Genomic DNA, 20905 nt, shown 5'->3' with positions numbered 1-20905 from the left:
AGAAGAGGCGAGCCGTGGCTCGCCTCTTCTTTTCCTTTGATCAATCTGAATTTGATGCCCTACAGGAGTTTTTCCTTACTGTGAACCGTCATCTGTCAACGGTCTGCTTCTCAATGCACCTGCCCCACTGCTTCCCTTGCTGCCTGCACCAGACGGCCTGAGCGGATCATCTCACGGATCTTGCTGACTTCGGGTTTGAAGTAGCGGTCCCGTTCCAGGTGAGGAATCTCGCTGCGGATGAGGTCATAAACGGCCTTCACCCCTTTTCCGGGTTTCAGGGGAGCCTGAAAATCCAGGGCCTGCGCAGCAGAGACCAGTTCGATGGCAATCACCCACAGGGTGTTCTCAAAAATCTGGTGGGCTTTGCGGCAGGCAATGGTGCCCATCGAAACGTGGTCTTCCTGATTGGCACTCGTGGGGATGCTGTCCACACTGGCCGGGTGGGCCAGCACCTTGTTCTCACTGACCAGACTGGCAGCGGTGTACTGGGAGATCATCAGGCCACTGTTGAGGCCGCCCTGTTCCGCCAGGAAAGCAGGAAGACCACTGAGGGCGGGGTTCAGCATCTGCTCAATTCGGCGTTCACTGATGTTGGCGAGTTCTGCAATGGCAATTCCTGCGTAATCTGCAGCAAGGGCCAGAGGCTGACCATGGAAATTCCCACCCGAGATGACTTTCTCTTCGTCTGGGAAAATCAGCGGATTGTCGGTCACACTGTTCATCTCGATGTCCAGAATTTCGCGGGCATGCCTGAGGGCATCTCTGGAGGCCCCATGCACCTGGGGGGTGGCCCTTAAAGAATAGGCGTCCTGTACCTTTTCACAGTTTTCGTGGGACACTTCGATTTCAGAGTGCTGCAACAGGTTTCTCAGGTTCTCGCTGACCTGCCTTGCTCCTGGGTGGGGCCTGAGGCGCACAATGCCTTCTGAAAAGGGTTTGTGGCTGCCTTTGAGGGCCTCCACTGTGGATGCAGCAGCAATGTCCACGCTGGAGAGCAGGATTTCCACATCATGGATCAGCAGGGCCAGCAGACTGCACATGGCCTGCGTTCCGTTGATGAGGGCCAGACCTTCTTTGGCCTGCAGCACAATGGGCCTGAGGCCCAGTTCGTCCAGCACTTCTCTGGCAGGTCGCACCTGCCCTCTGTATTCCACTTCCCCTTCTCCAATCAGGGCCAGAGTGAGGTGTGAGAGGGGGGCAAGGTCCCCACTGCTTCCGACAGATCCCTGAGAGGGCACAACAGGATGCACCTGATGGTTGAGGAAGTTCAGCAAACCCTCGATCACCAGAGGACGCACCCCGGAGTGCCCCATCGCCAGACTCTGTGCCCTGAGGAGCAGCATTCCACGCACCACATCTTCAGGGAAGGGCTCCCCCACTCCAATGGAGTGAGACAGAATCAGGTTGCGCTGCAGTTCCTCCAGCATGTCCCGCTCAATGCGGGTGTTCTGAAATTTACCGAACCCAGTGTTGACTCCGTAAACAGGGTCTCCCTGCTCAATGATCTTCTCAATGAAGGTGCGGCTCTTTTCAACGCGCTTTCTGGCCGCACCAGAGAGGCGAACTTCTTTAAAATTGCGAACCACTGCGATGAAATCTTGCAGGGTCAGGCTGTCGTTGAGCTCAATCATGCTTCCTTTCCTGAGATGAACACCTTGCTGACCGCATTGCCGAAGCGGTAACTGATTTCTCGCCAGTCGTGACTGTCCAGCACAAGGAAATCGGCTTTCATGCCTGCTTCGAGTCTTCCGGTGTCTTTGAGGCCCAGCGCATGGGCAGCGTTTGCAGTCATGGCCGTAAGTGCTTCTGCTGGAGTCAGGCCATTGAGCCTCACACCAAGTGCCAGTGCCAGACTGGTGCTGAACATTGGACTGCTTCCAGGGTTGTGGTCCGTTCCCACAGCGACTGCTCCTCCTGCGTCAATGATTTTGCGGGCTGGTGCTGCAGGAAGGCCCAGATGCAACGTCACCCCGGGGAGCACGGTGGCCACAGTGTTCGAGGCAGCCAGGGCCTGAATCTGGTCCCCAGTGGAGGCTTCCAGATGGTCCACACTCAGGCTTCCAAGCTCACAGGCAAGCTCCACTCCGCCCAGCGCATGAAACTGGTCTGCATGCAGTTTGGTGTGCAGGCCATGGGCTTTTGCAGCTTCCAGAATCTCTCTGGCCTCCTGAACAGAGAAGGCTTCCTGTTCGACAAACACATCCACCGCAGCAGCAAGTTGATCCTGAGCGACTTCGGGAATCCATTTCTCCACCACTTCACGGATGAAGTCTTTGCGGTCCCGGTCTTTAGGAGGCAGGTGAATCAGCAAAGTCGGGACAATGCGAGCAGGGGTGAAATCCTGCAGATCGCGAATGGCCTCCAGCATGCGCATCTCGGTGTCGTGGTTCAGGCCATAACCCGTTTTGACTTCCAGGGTGGTGGCTCCGCTGCGCACCATGGCATTGAGCCTCGGAACAGCCAGAGAGACCATCTCAAAGGCAGTGGAGGCCTGCGTGTAGCGCACCGTCTGGTGAATGCCTCCTCCACGGGCCAGAATCTCCTCGTAAGAAACCCCTTGCACCCGTGCCTCGAAGTCATTCAGGCGACTGCCCGACCAGATCAGGTGGGTGTGAGGGTCGATCAGGCCAGGGACCACTGCTTTGTTGCGAAAGTCGATGGTTCTGTCTGCTGCAGGGGCGTCCTTGCGTTCCCCCACCCAGAGCAGGGTCTCCCCTTCCACCACCATTGCAGCGTCACGGATGATGGTGATGTCTTTTTGAGCAGATCCCTTTTTCAGATCATTTCCGGTTGCGGTTGCCAGTTCGGTGATGCCTGTGTAAAGCGTCTTCACGAAAACACCTCCGTGAGTGTCTCCATGATGAGCCTTGCAATCAGCAGATTGCTATTGCCGCTGGCATCCAGATTCGGGGTCATTTCCACCACATCCATGCCAACCATGTGGTTTCGCCTGACGGTTTCACGGATCAGGGTCATGGCGGTGCGGTAATCCATGCCATCCACCTCTGGACTGCTGGTGGCTGGAAGGACTGCAGGATCAAGCACATCCACATCAAAAGTCAGGTACACATTTTGGCCCACTGGCAGCTGCCCGATGACTGCTTGCAGGTCTTCACAGTCCCACATGCCGATCAGGGTGTGGCCTTTTCCCCTTGCAGCCTGAACAGCCTCCTCATCAAAACGCAGACCCCTTAAGCCAATGGTGGTGACGTGCCTCAGGTTCGGCAAGTCCTCACAGGCCCGGCGAAAAGGACTGGAGTTGCTGAACCTGGTGTCATTGCGGATGTCTGTGAAATCCAGATGGGCATCCAGCTGAACGATGTGCAGGTCTTCCACGTCTGAAAACGCCCGCAGAATCGGGTAAGAGACGCTGTGGTCTCCTCCCAGAAACACCGGAAACTTCACACCAGATTTCAGTTGCTTTGCGGCCTCAGTGATGCGGTCTCTGGCAAGTTCAGGCTCCAGGCTGGGCAGGATCACATCGCCAGCATCCACCATCTGCAGTCCAGCCAGTTTGCGCTTTCCAGAACGCAGGTCATAGAACCCCTCAGGAGGGAGAGCGTAGCGAAGGGAGGCCTCCCGGATGGCCCTGGGAGCAAAGCGGGCACCAGGGCGAAACCCCAGGGCAATGTCGAAGGGAATCCCCAGCACACCCACATCTGATGAGAAATCACTGGACAGGTCAATGGTGGGCGCACGGGCAAAGGAAATCAGACCGGAAAAAGGCAGGTGTGTCATCTCAGACCTCAGATCGAGGGCAGGTCCAGACCGCGTTCTTTTGCGATCTGTTTTGCCTTCTCGTAGCCTGCGTCTGCATGGCGGATCACGCCCATTGCGGGGTCGTTCACCAGGCACATGGAGAGGCGTTTTTCGGCTTCCTCGCTGCCATCGGCCACGGCGACCAGACCCGAGTGCTGGCTGAAGCCCATGCCCACGCCACCCCCGTGGTGGAAGCTCATCCAGGCGGCACCGCTGGCCACACCTGTGGCGAAATTCAGCAGGGGCCAGTCTGAGACTGCATCACTGCCGTCCAGCATGGCTTCGGTTTCACGGTTGGGACTTGCGACAGAACCGGCGTCCAGGTGGTCCCGTCCGATCACGATGGGGGCTTTCAGGCGGCCATCTCTGACCATCTGGTTGAACAGCAGTCCTGCCCGGTCCCGCTCTCTGTACCCGAGCCAGCAGATGCGGGCAGGCAGACCCTGGAAAGCAATCTGGTCTGCGGCGTACTTCAGCCAGTTCTGCAGCCTGTGGTCCTCGGGGAAGAGTTCGAGCAGGGCTTTATCGGTTTCGTAAATGTCCTGGGGGTCACCACTGAGGGCCACCCAGCGGAAAGGTCCCCGTCCTTCACAGAAGCTGTCCCGGATGAAGGCAGGCACGAAACCCGGGTAATCAAAGGCGTTTTTGACCCCGAATTCCAGGGCACGCTGACGCAGGTTGTTCCCATAGTCAAACGCTATGGCTCCGCGTTTCTGCATTTCCAGAATGGCCTCCACATGCTTTGCCATGCTCTCATAAGCACGCTGACGGTAGAGCTCGGGTTGCTCTCTGCGCAGCACATCGGCATCCTCGTCTGCATTCAGCAGGGGGATGTAGCCCCACATGGGATCGTGGGCACTGGTCTGGTCGGTCACCAGATCCGGGGTGAATCCCATCTCAACCAGAGCAGGCACCACTTCTGCAGCATTGCCCAGCAGACCGATGGAACGTGCCACCCCCTGAGCCTTATACTCTTCTGCCCGTTTCAGGGCGTCTTGCAGGTTTTCGGCCACCTCGTCCAGATAACGGGTTTCCAGCCTGCGCTGGATGCGGTGGGGATCAATCTCAATGTTGATGCTGACCCCTCCAGCAAGTTTCACAGCCAGAGGTTGCGCCCCTCCCATGCCTCCCAGACCTGCAGTCACGGTGATGGTGCCCTTCAGGCTTCCTCCGAAGTGCTTCTCTCCCGCTGCAGCAAAGGTTTCATAGGTCCCCTGCAAGATGCCCTGGGTGCCAATGTAAATCCAGCTTCCAGCCGTCATCTGCCCGTACATCATCAGGCCCTTCCTGTCCAGTTCATCAAAGTGCTCCCAGGTGGACCAGTTGGGCACGAGGTTGCTGTTGGCCAGCATCACCCTGGGGGCCAGTTCGTGGGTTTTCAGGACCGCCACGGGCTTGCCAGACTGGATCAGCAGGGTCTCGTTGTTCTCCAGACGGTCCAGCGTTTCAATGATCTTGTGGAAGGCCTCCCAGTTGCGGGCCGCTTTGCCCCGGCCTCCGTAAACAATCAGTTCCTCGGGTTTTTCGGCCACTTCAATGTCCAGGTTGTTCATCAGCATGCGCTTGGCGGCTTCCTGAATCCAGCCTTTCGCGGTTTTCTGCGCGCCTCTGGGGGCACGGATCATTGTTTTTTCCATGTGTTCAGCATGCGCTTCAAGGGCAGGGAGTACAATATGGGTGTCCAACAATGCTGGACAGGTTATGCTCGACACCCTCCAGAAAAGCGCCCAGATTTTAAAACAGTTCACCTCCACCCATCCCGAGTGGGGGTCCCGTGAGCTTGCTGCACACCTGCAGCAGCCCAAGAGCACTGTGCACCTGCACCTGCAAGCCCTGACCCAGGCTGGATTCCTGCGCAAAACCCCCAGAAGCAAATACGCTCTGTCCTGGCGACTGCTGGAATTCTCAACCCACCTGCACCATCAACTGGGGTGGTATCAGGAGGCGGTCAAAGCCATGCAAGATCTGGCCCAGGAGGTGCGTGCACTGACTTACCTCTGTGTGCTGGAGGGGCAGGATGTGCTGTGCATTGCCCGTGCCCACTCTGAGCCGGAGGAGCACCGGGAAATTCAGACCGACCTGTATCTCCCCACCCATGCCACTGCAGCAGGAAAGGTCTTCTGCGCCTTCACAGGCCTGAAAGTCAAACAGTTCGAGGTCTTCACCCCTAGCACAATCACCACACCTGATGAGTGGGAAACCGCACTGAACAAGGTGCAAGACGACCATTATGCTCTTTCACTTGAGGAGTGGGTTGCAGATTCCTGCGCCCTGGCCGCCCCTCTGTACTTCGAGGAAAAGCTGGTTGCAGTGATGGGACTGCAGGTGAAAACCTTCCGTTTTCGGAACCAGAGAAACACCCTATTGCAAAGCCTGCTGCAGACCACGCAGAATTTCTGGTAGCGCTTCTAAACAACTGAACGGTTTTTTCAGCTTCCCGTCACGTACAGTAAAGACAACAAAAGCGGCACAGACAAATAGCCCTGATGAGAACTGACATCCCCGTCCTACAATAAGACCCATGAGTGTGATGGAGTCCGAAGCAAGAAAGCGAGGCAGCATGGTCACCTTACAGCGCTTAGATGGAGAATACGCCATCCTGAAATTGTCCCCAGACACCACCCCACCAGACTGGGCTTTCCAGGGCGATTTCTCCAGCATCACCCGCACCCCGAGTGAACTCTCCATCGTCTGTGACGCGCGTTTCGCACCCCTGCAGGCCAAAGCTGAAATCGGCTGGGTGGTCTACCAGCTGGTCGGACAATTCGGCTTTGACCAGTTCGGCATTCTGGAATCCCTGATCCGTCCCCTGGCCGATGCAGGGATCAGCATCCTGTCCATTTCCACCTTCGACACCGACTATATTCTGGTCAAGCACACCCACGAAGAGCAGGCCAGAGCTGCCCTGAGTGCGGCTGGACACCAGTTCTCTGAAACGCCTGAAGTCCCTGTGGGTTAACCCCCCTGTTCCTCATTCCATTCGGAACTGTCCCCCCTGAACTCAGGGGGGACAGTCTTGCACGTTAGCGAAAGACAGGGGGGCTTATTGCGTCCCCCCACTGTTTGCGGAGACCCGACCAATGCTGGTGAACTGGCCGTTCTTGACCTGCAGAATCACAAAAGGGCGGTTCAGGATGCCCTGCTCTGCATCGAAGCGGATGCTGGAGGTCACACCAGAGAGGGCATTGCCTCCCTTGTAGGTCTGGAGGGCTGCCTGCATGTCCTCTCTGGAGGGCAGGGCACCGCTGTTTTTCTTCTGGTTGTAGGCGAGTGCAGCCAGCAGGAGTTTCATGCTGTCGTAAGCCTGCATTGCACGGGCGTTGGGGTCTGCTCCGCCGAAAGTCTTGCGGAATTTGTCCCTGAACTTCACGCTGCTGGTGCTCTTGTCACTGAAGTGGTAGAAACTGAGGATCTTGATGCTTTCCACCTGTGTGCGGGCTTCCTGCAGCAGCTTCTGGCTGTAGGCGGAGTCGCCTGCGTACAGCGGATACTTGATGTCCTCGCCTCTGAGGGCTTTTGCAATGCGGGCCACATCTCCGAATCCTCCAGCAATGAAGACACTGTCTGCAGTGCTGCCTTCTGGAATCAGTGTGGACGGCAGGCCGTTGGCAGGGTATTCCACGGACCAGACGTTGATGTTCTTCTCTCCTGCACTGGCAATGAAGGCCTCATGCAGGCTGTTGGAGTAAGCATTTTCGGGGTTGTAGTAAACCAGCACGCTCTGGCGACCCTCTTTTTCCATCAGTTCGGCCATGGCCTGGGCCTGCTGGGTGTTGGTGGGAGCCATGCGGTAGGTGTAATCTCCGATGCCCACCAGACGGTCATCGGTGGCTGTGGGCAGGAGGTGGGCCAGGGTGTTGGTGGCAAAGGTGGGCGCAGCATTCAGGCCCTGACCAGAACTCACAGGACCAATCACACCCACCACTGCAGCATCTGCAGCAAATTCCTCAGCCACAGTTCTGGCGGCGTTGGCATCATAGTGGTCGTTCAGGATGCTGACCAGCACCGGAGGGGGTGTGGTGGCTTCTGAAAGGGCCAGCGTGACACCCTGCAGGACAGCTTCAGAAACCTGCACGTTCTCGCCACTGGTGGGCACACTGACCCCAATGGTGATGGTGTCGATGTTTTTGAGCTGTCGCGCTGCATTCCATCGGGTCAGGCGCACCAGGGCATCCGTTTTGTGACCAGGGATCCAGGCATCTGCCAGCTTGACGGCATCACTGTAATTCCCTTCCCTGTAAGCCTGCAGGATGTTTTTGCGTTCCCCATCGGGCAGATCCGTGATGGGATCGGTGCCCAGGTCTGAAGGTGCAGGGGTGGGCTGAGCAGGCTGTGTGGGTGGTGCGGCAGGTTGTTGCACAGCCAGGGTGGTGTTCAGGGCTTGCAGGTCCTGCAATACAAGGTCGGCATCCTCCTGACTTGCAAATGGTCCCACCACCAGCACGGTTCCTGCTGAATCGACCTGCTGGTAGACAGGGTAACCAAAATCCGCGATACGGCTGACCAGAGCATCCGTCTCTTGCTGGGAAGCCACAGGTTGGGACACCAGACGGTAATCCTGGACTGTGGGAACACGGTCAGGAATTCTGGAACGGTCCACAGAAGGGGCTGCAGGCAAAGATGCCTGAGGTGGTGTGGTTGGCGTTTCAGGTTGAGATGTTGTCTCTGGCTGGGTTTCAGGTTGTGTTTCAGGCTGGGTTTGCGTTTGAGCAGGAGGATTCACCTGCTTCTGCCACTCCTCCTGAAGAGAAGGATAGAGGAAATAGGCAGCAACTCCCACCCCCACCAGCGTCAGGCCACCGACCCAGGCCAGACAGCCCACACACCCCATGTTCTTGCGGGCTGGAGGGGCAGGTTGCGGTCTGGGTTGTGGAGTGGGCCTGGGTTGAGGGGCAGGTTTTGGAGCAGGTTGAGGCGCAGGCTGGGGTTTTGGTTGTGGAGATGGCTGCGGGGCTGGTTTTGGGGCTTGCTGGGTGTTGGAAGGTGCAGGCTGAGGTTTGACTGCAGCCTTGTTGCCCAGAATCGCCAGAAAAGCATCTGCCGTCTGGGGGCGTTTGGTGACCTCCACCTGCATGGAGGCATCCACAGCATCCCTGAGGTGTTTGGGGGTGCTGGCCGGAATGGGGGCAAGCTGTGCCCCTGTGGTTCTGGACACGGCATCTGGAGGTTGCTGCCCAGTCAGGGCGTGGTGCAGGGTCGCTCCGAGAGCATAGACGTCGGTGTAGGGACCGAGGGTGGCCTGGGTGGCGTACTGCTCCAGCGGTGCATATCCAGGGGTCACCAGTCGGGTGTGCCTGCTGGATTGTCCTGAAGCAAAGTTCCGGGCAGAACCGAAATCAATCAGCACCACCCTTCCTGTTTTTTCGAGGTAGATGTTGTCCGGTTTGATGTCGCGGTGCAAAAGTCCATTGCCGTGCACCACTTTCAGGGCCTCGGCCACATCCCTGGCAATTTTTTCGATCAGGCCCACATTGGCCGGACCACTTTCCAGCAGTTTTCCAAGTGGCTGTCCTTCGAGGTACTCCATCACCAGGTAAGCGGTGCCATTCTCCTCGAAGATGTCCATCACCCGCACAATGGCCGGATGGTTGAAGCGGGCCACCGTCTGGGCTTCCAGAATGAAACTCTTCTTGAGTTCCTGCCAGCCTCCACCGCCCAGTGTGCCAGGAGGGGCCACGGTGGTGCCCTGACGGGCCGTGCCTTCCGGGAAGAGTTCTTTGATCGCCACTTTGGAATTCAGGACCGTGTGCGTTGCAGCGTAGGTGATCCCAAACCCACCCTGACCAAGCACTTTGTCGATCCGGTATTTGCCCTGCAGCAGCGTTCCAGCACTCAATTCTGAAGTCAGAAACCGCGCCTGCCCAACATTCGGATTGGGCGTGCCGCACACCGGGCAGAACGGTTTGTCATCGGGGTAGGTATGTCCACAAGTGATGCATCGCATAAGTCGTCCGTTATTTCAAGCATACGTGAATGTGGGGGGAAAAGTTGCACAAAGAAGCCGAGGGCCGAGAGCAGGTCAAAATTGCTGATGCCAAAGCCATGTAAAGAACCGCCCGGTGAAAAAATCCAGAGCTCCAATCTGCAAAATCACAACAAACTCCCCAAACAACAAAAACAGGGGAAAATCCCCTGTCCGTAAGCATTTGCTTAAGCTCCCAGTTCAGCTCTCGGCCCTCGGCTCTGGGCCCTCGGCTTTCACGCTTTCGCCCCCCCGGGCATGATCTGCGCTGGCACGATTCCCAGTGAGGCAATCGCTTTGCTCCAGCGCTCCTCGACGGGAGTGTCGAAAATCAGGCTGTCGTCCATGTGGACCCACAGCCAGGTGCCTTCCTGGCATTCTTTTTCGAGTTGTCCTGTACCCCAGCCCGAATAGCCCATGATCAGGTGGTATTCGGACCCCACGCTCTGCATGAGGTGCTGCAGGATCAGGTAACTGGTGGACACGCAGGTGGTGCCCCCGAGTTTGATTTCCCCTTCCATGCCGGTGGGGTAGCGGTAGATGCACCAGCCGAATTTCTGGTCCACGGGGCCACCGAGCAGGACCGGGTCATTTGAGGTGCCGCCCTCCACCACGTCTGCAATTCGGGCGGTGCTTTCCTGGTTGACGATCAGGCCGAGGGCCCCTTTCTCATCGTGTTCCAGCACCAGGATGACGCTCTCCTGGAAGTAGTCGCCCTGCAGGTAGGGGTTGGCCACCAAAAAAGTCAATTCCATAAGTGAGAACCTCCTGCGTGAGAATCGCTCCCCTGCTGGTTTCTCCAGCGTGTTCTGGTGTGCATCGGGTGCACGGTCACCAGCAGGACTTCTCCCCGAGCCTGATCTCACAGTTGTGGTTTGTGTGCAAAGAGTTTGGAGTGTGGTCCCTTTGATTCCAGTGTTTCACATTCCTGCAAAAAGAAGGGTGAGGAATTCCCCTCACCCCTTTAATCGTTATGCGCTGGCGCTCTGGTCCCTTTTGGTTTTCTTTTTGCTGGGGGTGGTTTTGCCTTCGAGGGCTTTGAGGCCACCCACCAGGGCCACATCGAGCACCTGATCGAGGTTCTCACAGGGGTGGAATTCAATGCTGGCCCGCAGGTTTGCAGGAATGTCATTGATGTCCCGCTCGTTCATCTTGGGCAGCACGATGTGTTTGATGCCTGCACGCCGGGCACCCAGCACTTTTTCCTTCAGACCACCGATGGGGAGCACCCGTCCGGTGAGGGTGATTTCTCCGGTCATGGCCACGTCTCTGCGGGCAGGAATGCCAGTGAGGGCACTGACCAGACTGGTCACCATCGCCACCCCGGCACTGGGGCCTTCTTTGGGGATGGCTCCGGCAGGCACGTGCACGTGGATTTCAGAGTTGTCGAGTTTCTCCTGGGTGATGTGGAAACGGTTGCTGTTCTGCTTGGCGTAACTGAGGGCTGCGCGGGCGCTTTCCTTCATCACGTCGCCGAGTTGACCGGTGAGCACGAGGTTGCCTTTGCCGGGCATCACACTGGTTTCCACAAAGAGGATGTCTCCGCCCACGGGGGTGTAGAACATCCCGGTGGACACACCCACCGCGTCTTCCCGGGCTTCGGACTCGGGGAGGTATCTGGGGTTGCCGAGGTAACGTTCGAGTTCCTTGTCGGTCACCCGGGCGCGTTTCAGCTCTCCACTGGCAATGCGGCGGGCCACCTTGCGCACCGCCGTTCCGATTTCACGTTCCAGATTGCGCACTCCGGCTTCTCTGGTGTAGTGGGAGATCAGTTTTTCCAGCGCAGCGTCCGTCACCTGGATCTGGGCGGTTTTCAGGCCGTTCTCCTTGACCTGGCGCGGCAGCAGGTAGCGTTTGGCGATTTCGAGTTTCTCCTGCTCGATGTAGGAGGTGAATTCAATCACTTCCATGCGGTCCAGAAGCGGGCCAGGGATCTGCTCGGGGTAGTTTGCTGTGGCAATGAACATCACTTCCGAGAGGTCAAAGGGCACCCCGAGGTAGTGGTCCGTGAAGCTGTGGTTCTGGGCAGGATCGAGCACTTCGAGGAGGGCACTGGAGGGGTCCCCCTGATAGCTCTGACCAAGTTTGTCCACCTCGTCCAGGAGGACCACAGGGTTCTTGGTTCCGGCGTTTCTGAGGCCCTGGATGATGCGTCCGGGCATGGAACCGATGTAGGTGCGGCGGTGTCCACGGATGTCGCTCTCGTCACGGGCACCCCCCAGGGCAATCCGCACGTATTTGCGTCCGAGGGACTTGGCGATGCTCTGGGCAATGGAGGTTTTACCGACCCCGGGAGGGCCAGTGAACACCAGGATGGGTCCTTTGTTCACATCGGCGGCGTCGATTTCGCCTCTTTCCGCACGCTCTTTGCGAAGCTGGCGCACCGCGAGGAATTCCAGCACGCGGTCCTTGACCTTTTCCAGACCGTAGTGGTCATCGTCCAGGGTTTTTTCGGCTTCTTTGAGGTTCAGCTGGTCTTCGCTGCGGGTGCTCCAGGGAAGCTCGGTCATCCAGGTGAGGTAGGTGCGGATGACGGCAGCCTCTGCAGAGTCAGGATGCATGCGTTCCAGGCGGTTGAGTTCCCGGTCCACTTCTTTTTTGGCATCCTCGGTGAGGCCCAGAGCGTTGATTTTTTCACGCAGCTGTGCGACTTCATCCTCTTCGGAGTCTTCGCCGTGCAGCTCTTTCTGGATGATTTTCATCTGCTCGCGCAGGTAGTAGTCGCGCTGGTTCTTGTCGATTTCCTCTTTGACCTGCTGCTGGATGCGGCGCTGGATGGCCATCAGTTCGGCTTCGCTGTCCAGCATCACCAGCACCTTGCGCACCCGCTCAGTCAGGTTGGGGGCCTCAAGCACGGCCTGCTTGTCCGTGAGTTTGAAGTCCATGTTGAAGGCGATGTAATCGGCCATCACGCCAGGGTCTTCACGGTTGAGGATCAGTTCCACGACATCCGGAGCCAGGAATTTGCTGCCGGGGATCATTTCCTCGAATTTGGTGCGCAGTTCGCGGCCCAGGGCCTGGTATTCGGAGATTTCTCCAGCAGGAACCTCTAAAGGTTTCACTTCAGCCTGGATGAATTCGGTTTTGTGGTATTTGTGGACGGTCACGCGGCTCACAGCGGAAACCAGCATCTGCACGGTGCCGTCGGGATTGCGTTTCATGCGCAGGATGTTGCAGGCAGTACCGACAGTGTAGAGGTCGTTGCCTGTGGGGTCATCGATGTCCTTGTCCCGCTGGGAGACAATGAGGATGGTTTTGCTGCTCTGCATGGCGGCCTCGATGGCCTTGATGCTGACATCACGGGCAGCGTCGATGTGCTGGACCATGGTGGGGTAAATGACAGAACCCCTGACCGGGCACACCGGGAGAATCTCGGGGATGGGCGTATTGGGAATGTCGTTCTGGGTTTTATCCGACATGTGGGGTTCCTTTCATGGCTCCTCAAGAGTATACCAGATAGTGCATAAGAAACTTGAGTCTACCTGTATCAAGTCTAATGGCTCTTCCTCCCTGAAACAAGTCCATCAAGCAGCCCTCTGAAAGGGTCGACACCTTCCCGTCTCGCCAGACACCACCTCCATTTGGGACAGCATATCACCACAAAGGTGAACAGCCTCTTACAGCACGATGATAAAGAAAGAGGAAACCCCATGGTTTCCTCTCATGAAAAACTCAAACTTTTATTTTTTGTCGAGGGTGTGGTTCTTCAGGTCCTCTTTTTGCAGCTCTCTGGGCTTGAAGCCGTTTTGCTGCAGGATGTAGGCATACACAGCCTCGTACTGGGTCTGGGTGAGGGAGCCTGGTTTGTTCTTGGGCATGGTGGTGGCAATCTTGTTGTAGAGATCAAGGGCTGTCTTGCCTTCACCAGACCATTTGGCAAGGAACTTGTCTCCCTTGACGGCAGGACCGCCGTCGTTCAGGTTTTTACCGTGGCACATGGCGCAACTGGTGTTGTAGACCGTTTCACCCGCCTGGGCCTGTTTCTCCGTGAAAGTGGGGGCGTTCGAACCGCCTGAAGACTGGGCATACACCCAGGTTCCTGCTGCACCAAGAGCCAATACGCTGAACAACACCAGTTTTCTCATGGGTCCTCCGTTGTGATGCTGATCTGTTGTGCCGATAACGCTTTAAAAAGCATTGTACTTGAAATTTCGGTTTTTACATGAGACTTTCTGGGACATTTCTCACTTTTCAAAAAACGGTTAAGGCATTCCAGATCCCGGTTTCTTTGAAGCCAACAGGCCATCAGCAATGCAGACCAGAATCCTCCTGCAGTCCGTTCAGGCAAGGCGTGAATGGCAAGGGTTACACCACAATCAGAGCAAGTCACAAGTTACGCAACCAGGGACGCTATGACCATCATCTGTCCTGTATACACACTGTTATGATGCCAGTATGTCAGAAGCCCGCATGCTGGAAATCATTTTCCCAGCCAACACCAACAACCTCGGAACGGCCTTCGGGGGCCACATTCTCAGCCTGATGGACAAGGCTGCCAGCATCGCGGCAGTGCGCCACTGCCGCAAAACCGTGGTCACGGTCAGCATGGACACCGTGACCTTCCACGTTCCGATCAAAGTCGGGGATGCCGTGAACCTCTATGCACAGGTGGTCAAGGTGGGCCGCACCAGCATGCACATCCAGGTGGACGTGCACAAGGAGAACCTCGCCACAGCAGAACAGGTGCTTGCCACCTCCGGGCGGTTTGTTTTCGTGGCTCTGGATGCCGAGGGCAAACCCACCCCTGTTCCGCCGCTGGACCACGTTCATGATTAAGCTGACCCTGGTCCGGCATGGCATCACCATCCTCAACAGCACTGGACGCTGGCAGGGCCACCTCGATGAACCCCTCTCCGAGGAGGGCATGCAGCAGGCCATCAAACTGCGCAGGGTGCTCAGGGCAGAGGATTATGACCAGATCGTCAGTTCAGATTTAAAGCGGGCATACCACACAGCCACACTTGCAGTGCCTGATGCCACCATTATGGCGGACCCCAGACTCCGTGAATTGAATTTCGGGGTGATGGAAGGCCGCACCCTCGAAGAGAACCAGCAGCACCCCAGTTACCTGCCCTGGAAAACCGATCCCTTCACACACAGGCCTGAAGGTGGAGAGTCGTTTCAGGACCTGCTGGACCGGGCCCTGGACTGGCTGAGCACCCTGCAGGAGGACACCAGTGTGCTGGCTTTCTCCCACAACGGGTTCATCCGTGCCCTGGCCTCACACCTGATCGGCATTCCCAGGCAGGCCCATGAACCCATGCTGCTGCCTTTTCCCCTCAACACATGGAACACCGGAGTCACCCTCCTGCAGAAACGCCAGAAGTTGTGGGTGCTGGAAAAACTGAATGACACAGGGCACCTGCTGGAACCCATCCCTCTGGACACTGCCCTGCAGCATGCCTGAGAATGGAGCATGCGACTGCTGCATGGGCTGTTTCTTACAGGTCTGCTGACCACTTCCTGTGGCTGGATGGCCTGCGGGTGTGTGCCCCCCGCAGGCCTCAATTTCAATGTCTTCAGGCAAAGTGCCCCTGCCGCCCTGACTGGCGTTGTGGATGCCACAGGAAAAGCCTCTTTTGAATGGCCCACCACAGCAGCAAACGTGTCCATCCAGACCGCTGGCCTCCCCACCTTCGCAGATGTGATGCCCCACCTGACAGGCACATTTGAGATTGATCCTGCACCATCAGCCAGTGCACTGGTTTTTCAGGACGTGCAGGGCACACTGGCACTGCAGGAAGCGACGACAGAACTGCAGATCCCACTTGAGGACCAGGACTGGACCCTGCAACAAAAGCAGGGCCAGTACATTGTTTCTTCTTTTCTGGCCCTGCAAGGCAGGACCCCAGATCCAAAAGCCACAGCAGACCTGCTCTCCGTCCTGGAATCAGGACCTGAGCATCAGGTGCACCTGAACTTCTCCGTGCAAACCACCCTGCCAGCAGGCACCCACATCACCCTGTGGTTGCAAGAAACCCGCGTGCACTTCAGGTGAGGACCGTGTTTTCTGCCTCCATCTGCACCACCTCAACCACCAGCAGTTCACCTTTGCCCTTCAGGAAATCCTCGTACTCGTAGGGTGCCACAAAACGCAAAGGAAGGTTTCCGACTTCTGCGGTATGGCCTGCCTGCAGCTCTGCTCCAGAAGACACCACGTACCTCAGGAGGGCCGTGAAAAGGTCAAAGGTTTCTGCTGCCTCTCCTGGCTGTCCCAGCAGGGCAAAATTGGGTGCACCAAAACGCTCGAAGCCACGGGTGGCATACCAGATGGGGCCATCTGGACGGTGGAACTTCAACAGGTTGGTCCAGAGCATGGCAGGAAAATCTGTCTTGAGGTCACCCACCTTCATGGAGGTGAAGATGTCCTGCACCACAGCCACCGGAGTGACATTGAAGGCGGCTTCATCTGCCACCCCCAGCAAACCCAGGTTGCCGAACGCCAGGGCAAGCTGGTAAAGCGCCAGAAGCTGCTCCCGGGCGTCTTCTCTGGTGCCCTCGTAAAAACACACCAGGTGTGCCCGATGCTGGTACAGGCTGTCTTTGGTGGTCTGCGGCCAGTGGCTCAGGTGGATGGTGCGCTGCTGCACATCGCGTGGCAAAGCTGCGGGGAGGCCCACAACGCGGATCTTGTGAGGTCCAAAGTGGAAGGCCCCTGAATTGGTGCCCTCCAGCCTGTCCAGCTGTGCTTCCGGGTCCTGCAACACCTGACGGAGTTGAATGAGCCCTCTCAGCAGGTCGGGAACCGCCTCAAAGAGCAGGATGATGCCTTCGCGGGCCACCTCTGCAGGTTCGGGTTCCTGCACAGCAGTGGCCGCCGGTTTTTGAAACAAACGCCTGAAAAATCCCATTACAGAAATTGTACAATGCTGATTCCTCAAAATTGTCCCTGGGGAAATCCCCCAAAGGGCCCTCTTTTGCTGAATGGATCAGGTTGTGAAGCCAATTCAGCCTGCGAAACAACCGTGCATGCGAAAATGACCCCATGTTCGACTCCCACATGCACACGCCCCTTTGCAAGCACGCCTCCGGGACCCCCATGGAATACGCCCAGGCCGCCCTGGACGCAGGTCTCACTGGCATCACCTTCACAGATCACATGCCCATGCCCGAATGGTACGACGCGCCCTGGAGGATGCACCTCTCTGAACTGGACCGTTACATCGAGTGGGTGCAGGAAGCCCAGCAGGCCTTTGAAGGCAGGCTGGACATCCGTCTGGGGCTTGAAGGAGACTACCACCCCGGAACCGAGCGTTACGTGGAAAAAGTGCTGGACCGTCATCCCTGGGATTACGTGATTGGCAGCATCCACTACCTGGGGGCCTGGGGGTTTGACAACCCCGAATTCATTGCTGAGTACGACAACCGCGACCTGACCGGGCTGTACCAGCAGTATTACCAGCTTGCCACCCAGGCTGCAAAAAGCGGTCTCTTTGACTCCATCGGACACCTGGACCTGCCCAAAAAATTCGGGCACCTGCAACCTGACCCCTCTCTGGCCTTCGAAGCCCTGGATGCCGTTGCTGCCGCAGGCATGGCCCTGGATTACAACACGGCAGGGTACAGAAAGCCTGTCAAAGAAGCCTACCCCTCAAACAGCCTGGTGCTCGAAGCCGTCAAAAGAGGCATTCCTTTTGTGCTCGGAAGCGACGCCCACAAGCCCGAAGAGGTCGGGCACCGTTTTGCAGAAGCTGTGCAGGACCTGGAAAAGATGGGGGCGAAGGTGGTGTCGTTCAGGGGAAGACAGCAGGTCTAAGGGCCGAGAGCAAAGTAAATTCCTGGCCTATGGCGTCAACCAAATGATGTAGGGGCGGGCCGCTGGCTTGCCCTGTAGGTCAACCCTCTTCAACACGACCAGATCAACATATCCACTGCACACGAAAGCAAAAGCCTTTGCTTTCTGACCTGCCCTCGGCCCTCGGCTCTAGGCCCTCGGCATAATATAACCCCACTTTCAGTCCCCACTCTGCCCTGGCCGTAAAATGTCTGCATGAGCCTCAAGGACCTGATCAAAACCCTGAATTTGACTGCAGACCTGTTTGAACTGCTTGAAGAAAACGCATTCCGCATCAACTCCTACCGGGCAGCAGCACGCAGCCTGGAAAGTGTGGAAGACAGCCTGGAAGATCTGGTCCAGCGCAAATTCAGGGATGTGCCCAAGGTGGGCAGCACCCTGGCTGCCCTGCTGGTGGAATACGTGGAAACAGGGGTTTTTGGCCCTCTGGAAGAGGCAGCAAGTCAGGTCCCTGCAGGGGTGCTGACCCTCTTCCGGGTGAGGGGACTGGGACCCAAGAAAATCCGTTTGCTCTGGAACACCGGCATTGAATCCCTGGAAGACCTGCGGGAAGCCTGCGAAAACGGCCAGATCGCCACCCTGAAAGGCTTTGGGGCCAAGAGCCAGGCTAACATCCTGGAAAGCGTGATCTTTGCCCTGCAATCGCAAGAGCGTGTACACATGAGCACCGCCATGAGCATCGCAGAGGTGCTCATGGAGAACTTCAGGGACATGAGCCCGAAACTTGCAGGTTCAGTCTCCAGAGGGCTTGAAACCTCAGCTGATGTGGAAATCACCATCTCCTGCAGCAAAGAGAGCACCTACGGGACCCTCAAGCTGATTGCAGAGGATGTGCAGCATGCAGAAGGCTACGCTGCATGGCAGGGACGCATTCAGGGTGTGCGGGTCGAGGTGGGTTATGCCGAACCCGAGGTGCGCGGTGCCATGGATGCCATGTTCAGCGGGGCCTACTGGCGAGAAAAACTGGAGCAGAAAGCCCAGGAGAAAGGCATGGAGATCTCCTCCTCAGGTCTCAAACAGCAGAGCTCTCCCCTCTTCACCCTTTCGGAGGAGGACGTGTACGAGGCTCTGGAACTGCCCCACCTGCCCCCTGAGTACCGCGAACCCGAGCATGAAGGCCTTGTTCTGCCTTCTGCAGAAGAACTGATCACCGTCAGGGACATCAGGGGCATGCTACACGTCCACAGCCATTACAGCGATGGGATTCCCACCCTCCGTGACCTGATCACCACGGTGGTGCAAAACGGGCATGAATACCTCGGGATGGGAGACCATTCGGTCAGCGCATATTATGCCCACGGCCTGAGCATTGAACGCCTCCGGGAGCAGATGCGTGAAATCGATGAACTCCGCAAAGAGGGCTTCAAAATCCTCAAAGGCTCCGAGGTGGACATCCTGCAAGATGGCAGTCTGGACTATCCCGATGATGTTCTTGCAGAACTGGATTATGTGGTGGCCAGCGTTCATAGCCACTTTACCCTCTCGGAGGAAGAACAGACCAAACGCCTTGTTCAAGCGGTCAGCCATCCTCTGGTCACCATTCTGGGCCACCCCACAGGCAGGCTTCTGCTGAGGAGGCCCAGTTACGCCCTGAACCTCGATGCTGTTCTGGAAGCCGCAGCAGAGCGGGGCACGGTCATTGAAATCAATGCCAACGCTTACCGTCTGGACCTGGACTGGCGGGTGGCCCTGAAGTGGCGGGACCGCCTGAAATTTGCCATCAACACCGATGCTCACGTGCTTGGAGGCCTGAAGGACATCCGTTATGGTGTGGCCGTGGCCCGCAAGGCGGGCCTGACCCCGGCCCATGTCATCAACACACTGGGCCATCAGGAGATGCTGGACTTCATTCAAAAACAGCGTTCAGCACGAAGCTGAAAAGGCTTGAACCTGGTCAAACGGGTGGAGATGCATTCATCCGTTTGACAGATAGAGCATCAGATGCTACTATTTTCCCTGCTAGGCCAAACCCCGGCGCTGTAGCCAAGCGGTAAGGCAGAGGTCTGCAAAACCTCCATGCGGCGGTTCAAATCCGCCCAGCGCCTCCAGGAATAGACCCGTAGCTCAGGGGTAGAGCACTACATTGACACTGTAGGGGTCAGCAGTTCAAATCTGCTCGGGTCTACCACATCAACCCTCCAGAGAAATCTGGAGGGTTTTCTCTTGGCTCCATCTCCAGCTGTAGGCTCCTATCTTTCGCGCCAACAGGGATCAGCGGTCCAAATCTTCACTCCATCCCAGCAAAAGCAGACTGCAACTCCCGGGAAACCGGATATGATGCATAAAGGTTCTTACAGGACCTGCGCTTTGACATGGGATCACATAAGGCACAATACCTATCCTCTTCTGAGGCCCAAATGTCTCGGATGAAACAGTATCCAGCCCGGCTTTCTGCTGTACTGCTGATAGGCAGCAGCGCTGCCATTTCCGGCTGTCAGGAGACGCATGAACATCCCCAATCCCAAAGTTCTGGTCATTGAAGACGACGGCACCGTGCGCCGCATGCTGGTGCGTTTCCTGCGTCTGAACCGGTATCTGGTGAAAGACGCCACAGATTTTGAAGAGGCCATGCAGGCCATTGAAGAAGACCAGTGTTTTGATGTGATCCTGCTGGATGTGAATTTTCCGGGAGGAGGCGGGCTGGAATTGCTGCCCCACCTGAAACAGAAGTGCTCTGACGCCACCGTGATTGTGGTTTCCGCAACCGAGGACCTGAATGTGGTGAGCCAGCTCATGGAAGATGGAGCTGCAGATTTTGTGGCGAAACCTTTCGATGTGACCCAGTTGCTGGAGCACATCGAACGTCATTTGCATGCTCACAGTTGAGGGCTTTTGCAGCAGGAACCGTCAAATGCGGTTTCGCTGGTCCTCCTGAATCACACTGACCGAGGTGAGGGCATCTTCCAGGGTGTGGTCCACCATGCCAATGGCAGAGACCGCTGCACTGCGCACGAAAAGCAGTTCGATGCTTTCATCTCCGATGCTGGCATTTTCCAGGGTGAACATGTGCTCGGACAGCATTTCCGAGATGGATTTGTCCGATTCGCCTATTGCAGTGATGCCATTCAGAACCACCAGAACTTTTGCCATAACCCAAAGTAACATCTTCCGTGCCCCGGTTTTCTGGATGAGGTGCTGAACTTCAGACTGTTTTCAGTGTCCCTCAGAGCCGTTTCAGTTCATGACGCTAATCTAGGGGCAGCAAGCTCAGGACCTTGCGGCATGCAGTGGTTTCACTTCGCAGGGTGGACAGCAGGAGCTCCTTTCTCAGGATGGCCCTGTTTGTGTAGGTTTTGACTGATCTTTGAACCTCTTCCCGAGGCCACACTCCTCTGGTTCTCCCACCTGTTAGCGGCACAGGTGGGATTGTTTTCTGGGGTGTAAGAATC

At 57.0% G+C, this 20905-nt stretch carries 18 protein-coding genes and 2 tRNA genes; 10 read left to right on the top strand and 10 right to left on the bottom strand.

What is annotated here, in order from left to right:
- Positions 1 to 110: 110 nt before the first annotated feature.
- The 4 genes from hutH to hutU are packed head-to-tail and all read right to left on the bottom strand — an operon-like array spanning position 111 to position 5396.
- Positions 111 to 1628, bottom strand: coding sequence for a histidine ammonia-lyase (hutH, locus tag DC3_RS13560; RefSeq protein WP_222594763.1), 1518 nt, complete (start codon positions 1626 to 1628; stop codon positions 111 to 113).
- Positions 1628 to 2833: an imidazolonepropionase gene (gene hutI, locus DC3_RS13555; protein WP_146885137.1), complete on the bottom strand. Its 1206-nt coding sequence runs from the start codon at positions 2831 to 2833 to the stop codon at positions 1628 to 1630. The genes hutH and hutI overlap by 1 nt, the downstream gene beginning before the upstream one ends.
- Positions 2830 to 3738 (bottom strand): agmatinase, encoded by a 909-nt coding sequence (gene speB / locus DC3_RS13550; RefSeq protein WP_146885135.1) that lies wholly within the window; start codon positions 3736 to 3738, stop codon positions 2830 to 2832. Before speB ends, hutI begins: the two co-directional genes overlap by 4 nt.
- Before the next feature lie 8 nt (positions 3739 to 3746).
- Positions 3747 to 5396 (bottom strand): urocanate hydratase, encoded by a 1650-nt coding sequence (gene hutU / locus DC3_RS13545; RefSeq protein ID WP_146885133.1) that lies wholly within the window; start codon positions 5394 to 5396, stop codon positions 3747 to 3749.
- A 64-nt stretch (positions 5397 to 5460) separates the two neighbouring features.
- Between hutU and DC3_RS13540 the strand changes: the two genes are divergently transcribed.
- On the top strand, positions 5461 to 6162 hold the full coding sequence (locus DC3_RS13540) for an IclR family transcriptional regulator (protein ID WP_146885131.1): 702 nt from the start codon (positions 5461 to 5463) through the stop codon (positions 6160 to 6162).
- A gap of 118 nt (positions 6163 to 6280) precedes the next feature.
- Positions 6281 to 6718 (top strand): ACT domain-containing protein, encoded by a 438-nt coding sequence (locus DC3_RS13535; RefSeq protein WP_146885129.1) that lies wholly within the window; start codon positions 6281 to 6283, stop codon positions 6716 to 6718.
- Between the two features lie 84 nt (positions 6719 to 6802).
- On the opposite strand, the gene DC3_RS13530 is transcribed toward DC3_RS13535, so the two are convergent.
- The 4 genes from DC3_RS13530 to DC3_RS13515 all read right to left on the bottom strand — a co-directional run bounded on the left by DC3_RS13530 (position 6803) and on the right by DC3_RS13515 (position 13806).
- A complete protein-coding gene (locus tag DC3_RS13530) occupies positions 6803 to 9595 on the bottom strand; it encodes a protein kinase domain-containing protein (RefSeq protein WP_186816027.1) in 2793 nt (930 codons plus the stop codon).
- A gap of 362 nt (positions 9596 to 9957) precedes the next feature.
- The gene (locus DC3_RS13525; RefSeq protein ID WP_146885125.1) at positions 9958 to 10476 is read right to left on the bottom strand and encodes a YqgE/AlgH family protein; all 519 of its coding nucleotides are present in this window, start codon (positions 10474 to 10476) and stop codon (positions 9958 to 9960) included.
- A 216-nt stretch (positions 10477 to 10692) separates the two neighbouring features.
- Positions 10693 to 13140, bottom strand: coding sequence for an endopeptidase La (lon, locus tag DC3_RS13520; RefSeq protein ID WP_371863438.1), 2448 nt, complete (start codon positions 13138 to 13140; stop codon positions 10693 to 10695).
- Positions 13141 to 13401: 261 nt separating this feature from the next.
- Positions 13402 to 13806 carry a c-type cytochrome gene (locus tag DC3_RS13515; RefSeq protein ID WP_146885123.1) on the bottom strand — a complete coding sequence of 135 codons (405 nt, stop codon included), beginning with the start codon at positions 13804 to 13806 and terminating at the stop codon, positions 13402 to 13404.
- Between the two features lie 310 nt (positions 13807 to 14116).
- On the opposite strand from DC3_RS13515, the gene DC3_RS13510 reads away from it, so the two are divergent.
- The 3 genes from DC3_RS13510 to DC3_RS13500 are packed head-to-tail and all read left to right on the top strand — an operon-like array spanning position 14117 to position 15719.
- Positions 14117 to 14497, top strand: a complete 381-nt coding sequence (locus DC3_RS13510; protein ID WP_146885121.1) for an acyl-CoA thioesterase — start codon at positions 14117 to 14119, stop codon at positions 14495 to 14497.
- Positions 14490 to 15128, top strand: coding sequence for a histidine phosphatase family protein (locus DC3_RS13505; protein WP_186816026.1), 639 nt, complete (start codon positions 14490 to 14492; stop codon positions 15126 to 15128). Before DC3_RS13510 ends, DC3_RS13505 begins: the two co-directional genes overlap by 8 nt.
- Before the next feature lie 9 nt (positions 15129 to 15137).
- The gene (locus DC3_RS13500; protein WP_146885119.1) at positions 15138 to 15719 is read left to right on the top strand and encodes a hypothetical protein; all 582 of its coding nucleotides are present in this window, start codon (positions 15138 to 15140) and stop codon (positions 15717 to 15719) included.
- Here DC3_RS13500 and DC3_RS13495 read toward each other — a convergent pair.
- The gene (locus DC3_RS13495) at positions 15712 to 16572 is read right to left on the bottom strand and encodes a hypothetical protein (RefSeq protein ID WP_146885117.1); all 861 of its coding nucleotides are present in this window, start codon (positions 16570 to 16572) and stop codon (positions 15712 to 15714) included. The genes DC3_RS13500 and DC3_RS13495 overlap by 8 nt on opposite strands.
- A 134-nt stretch (positions 16573 to 16706) precedes the next feature.
- Between DC3_RS13495 and hisJ the strand changes: the two genes are divergently transcribed.
- The 5 genes from hisJ (at position 16707) to DC3_RS13470 (ending at position 20342) form a co-directional block, all read left to right on the top strand.
- Positions 16707 to 17477 carry a histidinol-phosphatase HisJ gene (hisJ, locus tag DC3_RS13490; RefSeq protein ID WP_146885115.1) on the top strand — a complete coding sequence of 257 codons (771 nt, stop codon included), beginning with the start codon at positions 16707 to 16709 and terminating at the stop codon, positions 17475 to 17477.
- A 234-nt stretch (positions 17478 to 17711) separates the two neighbouring features.
- Complete coding sequence (locus tag DC3_RS13485) at positions 17712 to 19394, top strand: PHP domain-containing protein (protein ID WP_146885114.1); 1683 nt, start codon at positions 17712 to 17714, stop codon at positions 19392 to 19394.
- A 95-nt stretch (positions 19395 to 19489) separates the two neighbouring features.
- Positions 19490 to 19564: transfer RNA gene (locus tag DC3_RS13480), tRNA-Cys, on the top strand.
- A gap of 5 nt (positions 19565 to 19569) precedes the next feature.
- Positions 19570 to 19644 (top strand) — tRNA-Val (locus DC3_RS13475).
- Between the two features lie 317 nt (positions 19645 to 19961).
- Complete coding sequence (locus DC3_RS13470) at positions 19962 to 20342, top strand: response regulator (protein WP_146885112.1); 381 nt, start codon at positions 19962 to 19964, stop codon at positions 20340 to 20342.
- A 21-nt stretch (positions 20343 to 20363) separates the two neighbouring features.
- On the opposite strand, the gene DC3_RS13465 is transcribed toward DC3_RS13470, so the two are convergent.
- Positions 20364 to 20606 (bottom strand): hypothetical protein, encoded by a 243-nt coding sequence (locus tag DC3_RS13465; protein ID WP_146885110.1) that lies wholly within the window; start codon positions 20604 to 20606, stop codon positions 20364 to 20366.
- Positions 20607 to 20905: the final 299 nt, after the last annotated feature.

The organism is Deinococcus cellulosilyticus NBRC 106333 = KACC 11606 (assembly GCF_007990775.1).
Taxonomy (GTDB): Bacteria; Deinococcota; Deinococci; order Deinococcales; family Deinococcaceae; genus Deinococcus_C; species Deinococcus_C cellulosilyticus.
The sequence above is the reverse complement of the archived record's forward strand: the minus strand, read 5'-3'. Positions and strand labels throughout refer to the sequence as shown.

Bases quoted from the DNA above. Each gene is read 5' to 3' on its own strand.
- DC3_RS13510 (WP_146885121.1), top strand. From the start codon at position 14,117: ATGTCAGAAGCCCGCATGCTGGAAATCATTTTCCCAGCCAACACCAAC.
- DC3_RS13465 (WP_146885110.1), bottom strand. From the start codon at position 20,606: ATGGCAAAAGTTCTGGTGGTTCTGAATGGCATCACTGCAATAGGCGAA.
- lon (WP_371863438.1), bottom strand. From the start codon at position 13,140: ATGTCGGATAAAACCCAGAACGACATTCCCAATACGCCCATCCCCGAG.
- DC3_RS13525 (WP_146885125.1), bottom strand. From the start codon at position 10,476: ATGGAATTGACTTTTTTGGTGGCCAACCCCTACCTGCAGGGCGACTAC.
- DC3_RS13500 (WP_146885119.1), top strand. From the start codon at position 15,138: ATGCGACTGCTGCATGGGCTGTTTCTTACAGGTCTGCTGACCACTTCC.
- speB (WP_146885135.1), bottom strand. From the start codon at position 3,738: ATGACACACCTGCCTTTTTCCGGTCTGATTTCCTTTGCCCGTGCGCCC.
- DC3_RS13515 (WP_146885123.1), bottom strand. From the start codon at position 13,806: ATGAGAAAACTGGTGTTGTTCAGCGTATTGGCTCTTGGTGCAGCAGGA.
- DC3_RS13540 (WP_146885131.1), top strand. From the start codon at position 5,461: ATGCTCGACACCCTCCAGAAAAGCGCCCAGATTTTAAAACAGTTCACC.
- DC3_RS13485 (WP_146885114.1), top strand. From the start codon at position 17,712: ATGAGCCTCAAGGACCTGATCAAAACCCTGAATTTGACTGCAGACCTG.
- DC3_RS13470 (WP_146885112.1), top strand. From the start codon at position 19,962: ATGAACATCCCCAATCCCAAAGTTCTGGTCATTGAAGACGACGGCACC.
- hisJ (WP_146885115.1), top strand. From the start codon at position 16,707: ATGTTCGACTCCCACATGCACACGCCCCTTTGCAAGCACGCCTCCGGG.
- hutU (WP_146885133.1), bottom strand. From the start codon at position 5,396: ATGGAAAAAACAATGATCCGTGCCCCCAGAGGCGCGCAGAAAACCGCG.
- DC3_RS13495 (WP_146885117.1), bottom strand. From the start codon at position 16,572: ATGGGATTTTTCAGGCGTTTGTTTCAAAAACCGGCGGCCACTGCTGTG.
- DC3_RS13505 (WP_186816026.1), top strand. From the start codon at position 14,490: ATGATTAAGCTGACCCTGGTCCGGCATGGCATCACCATCCTCAACAGC.
- DC3_RS13535 (WP_146885129.1), top strand. From the start codon at position 6,281: ATGAGTGTGATGGAGTCCGAAGCAAGAAAGCGAGGCAGCATGGTCACC.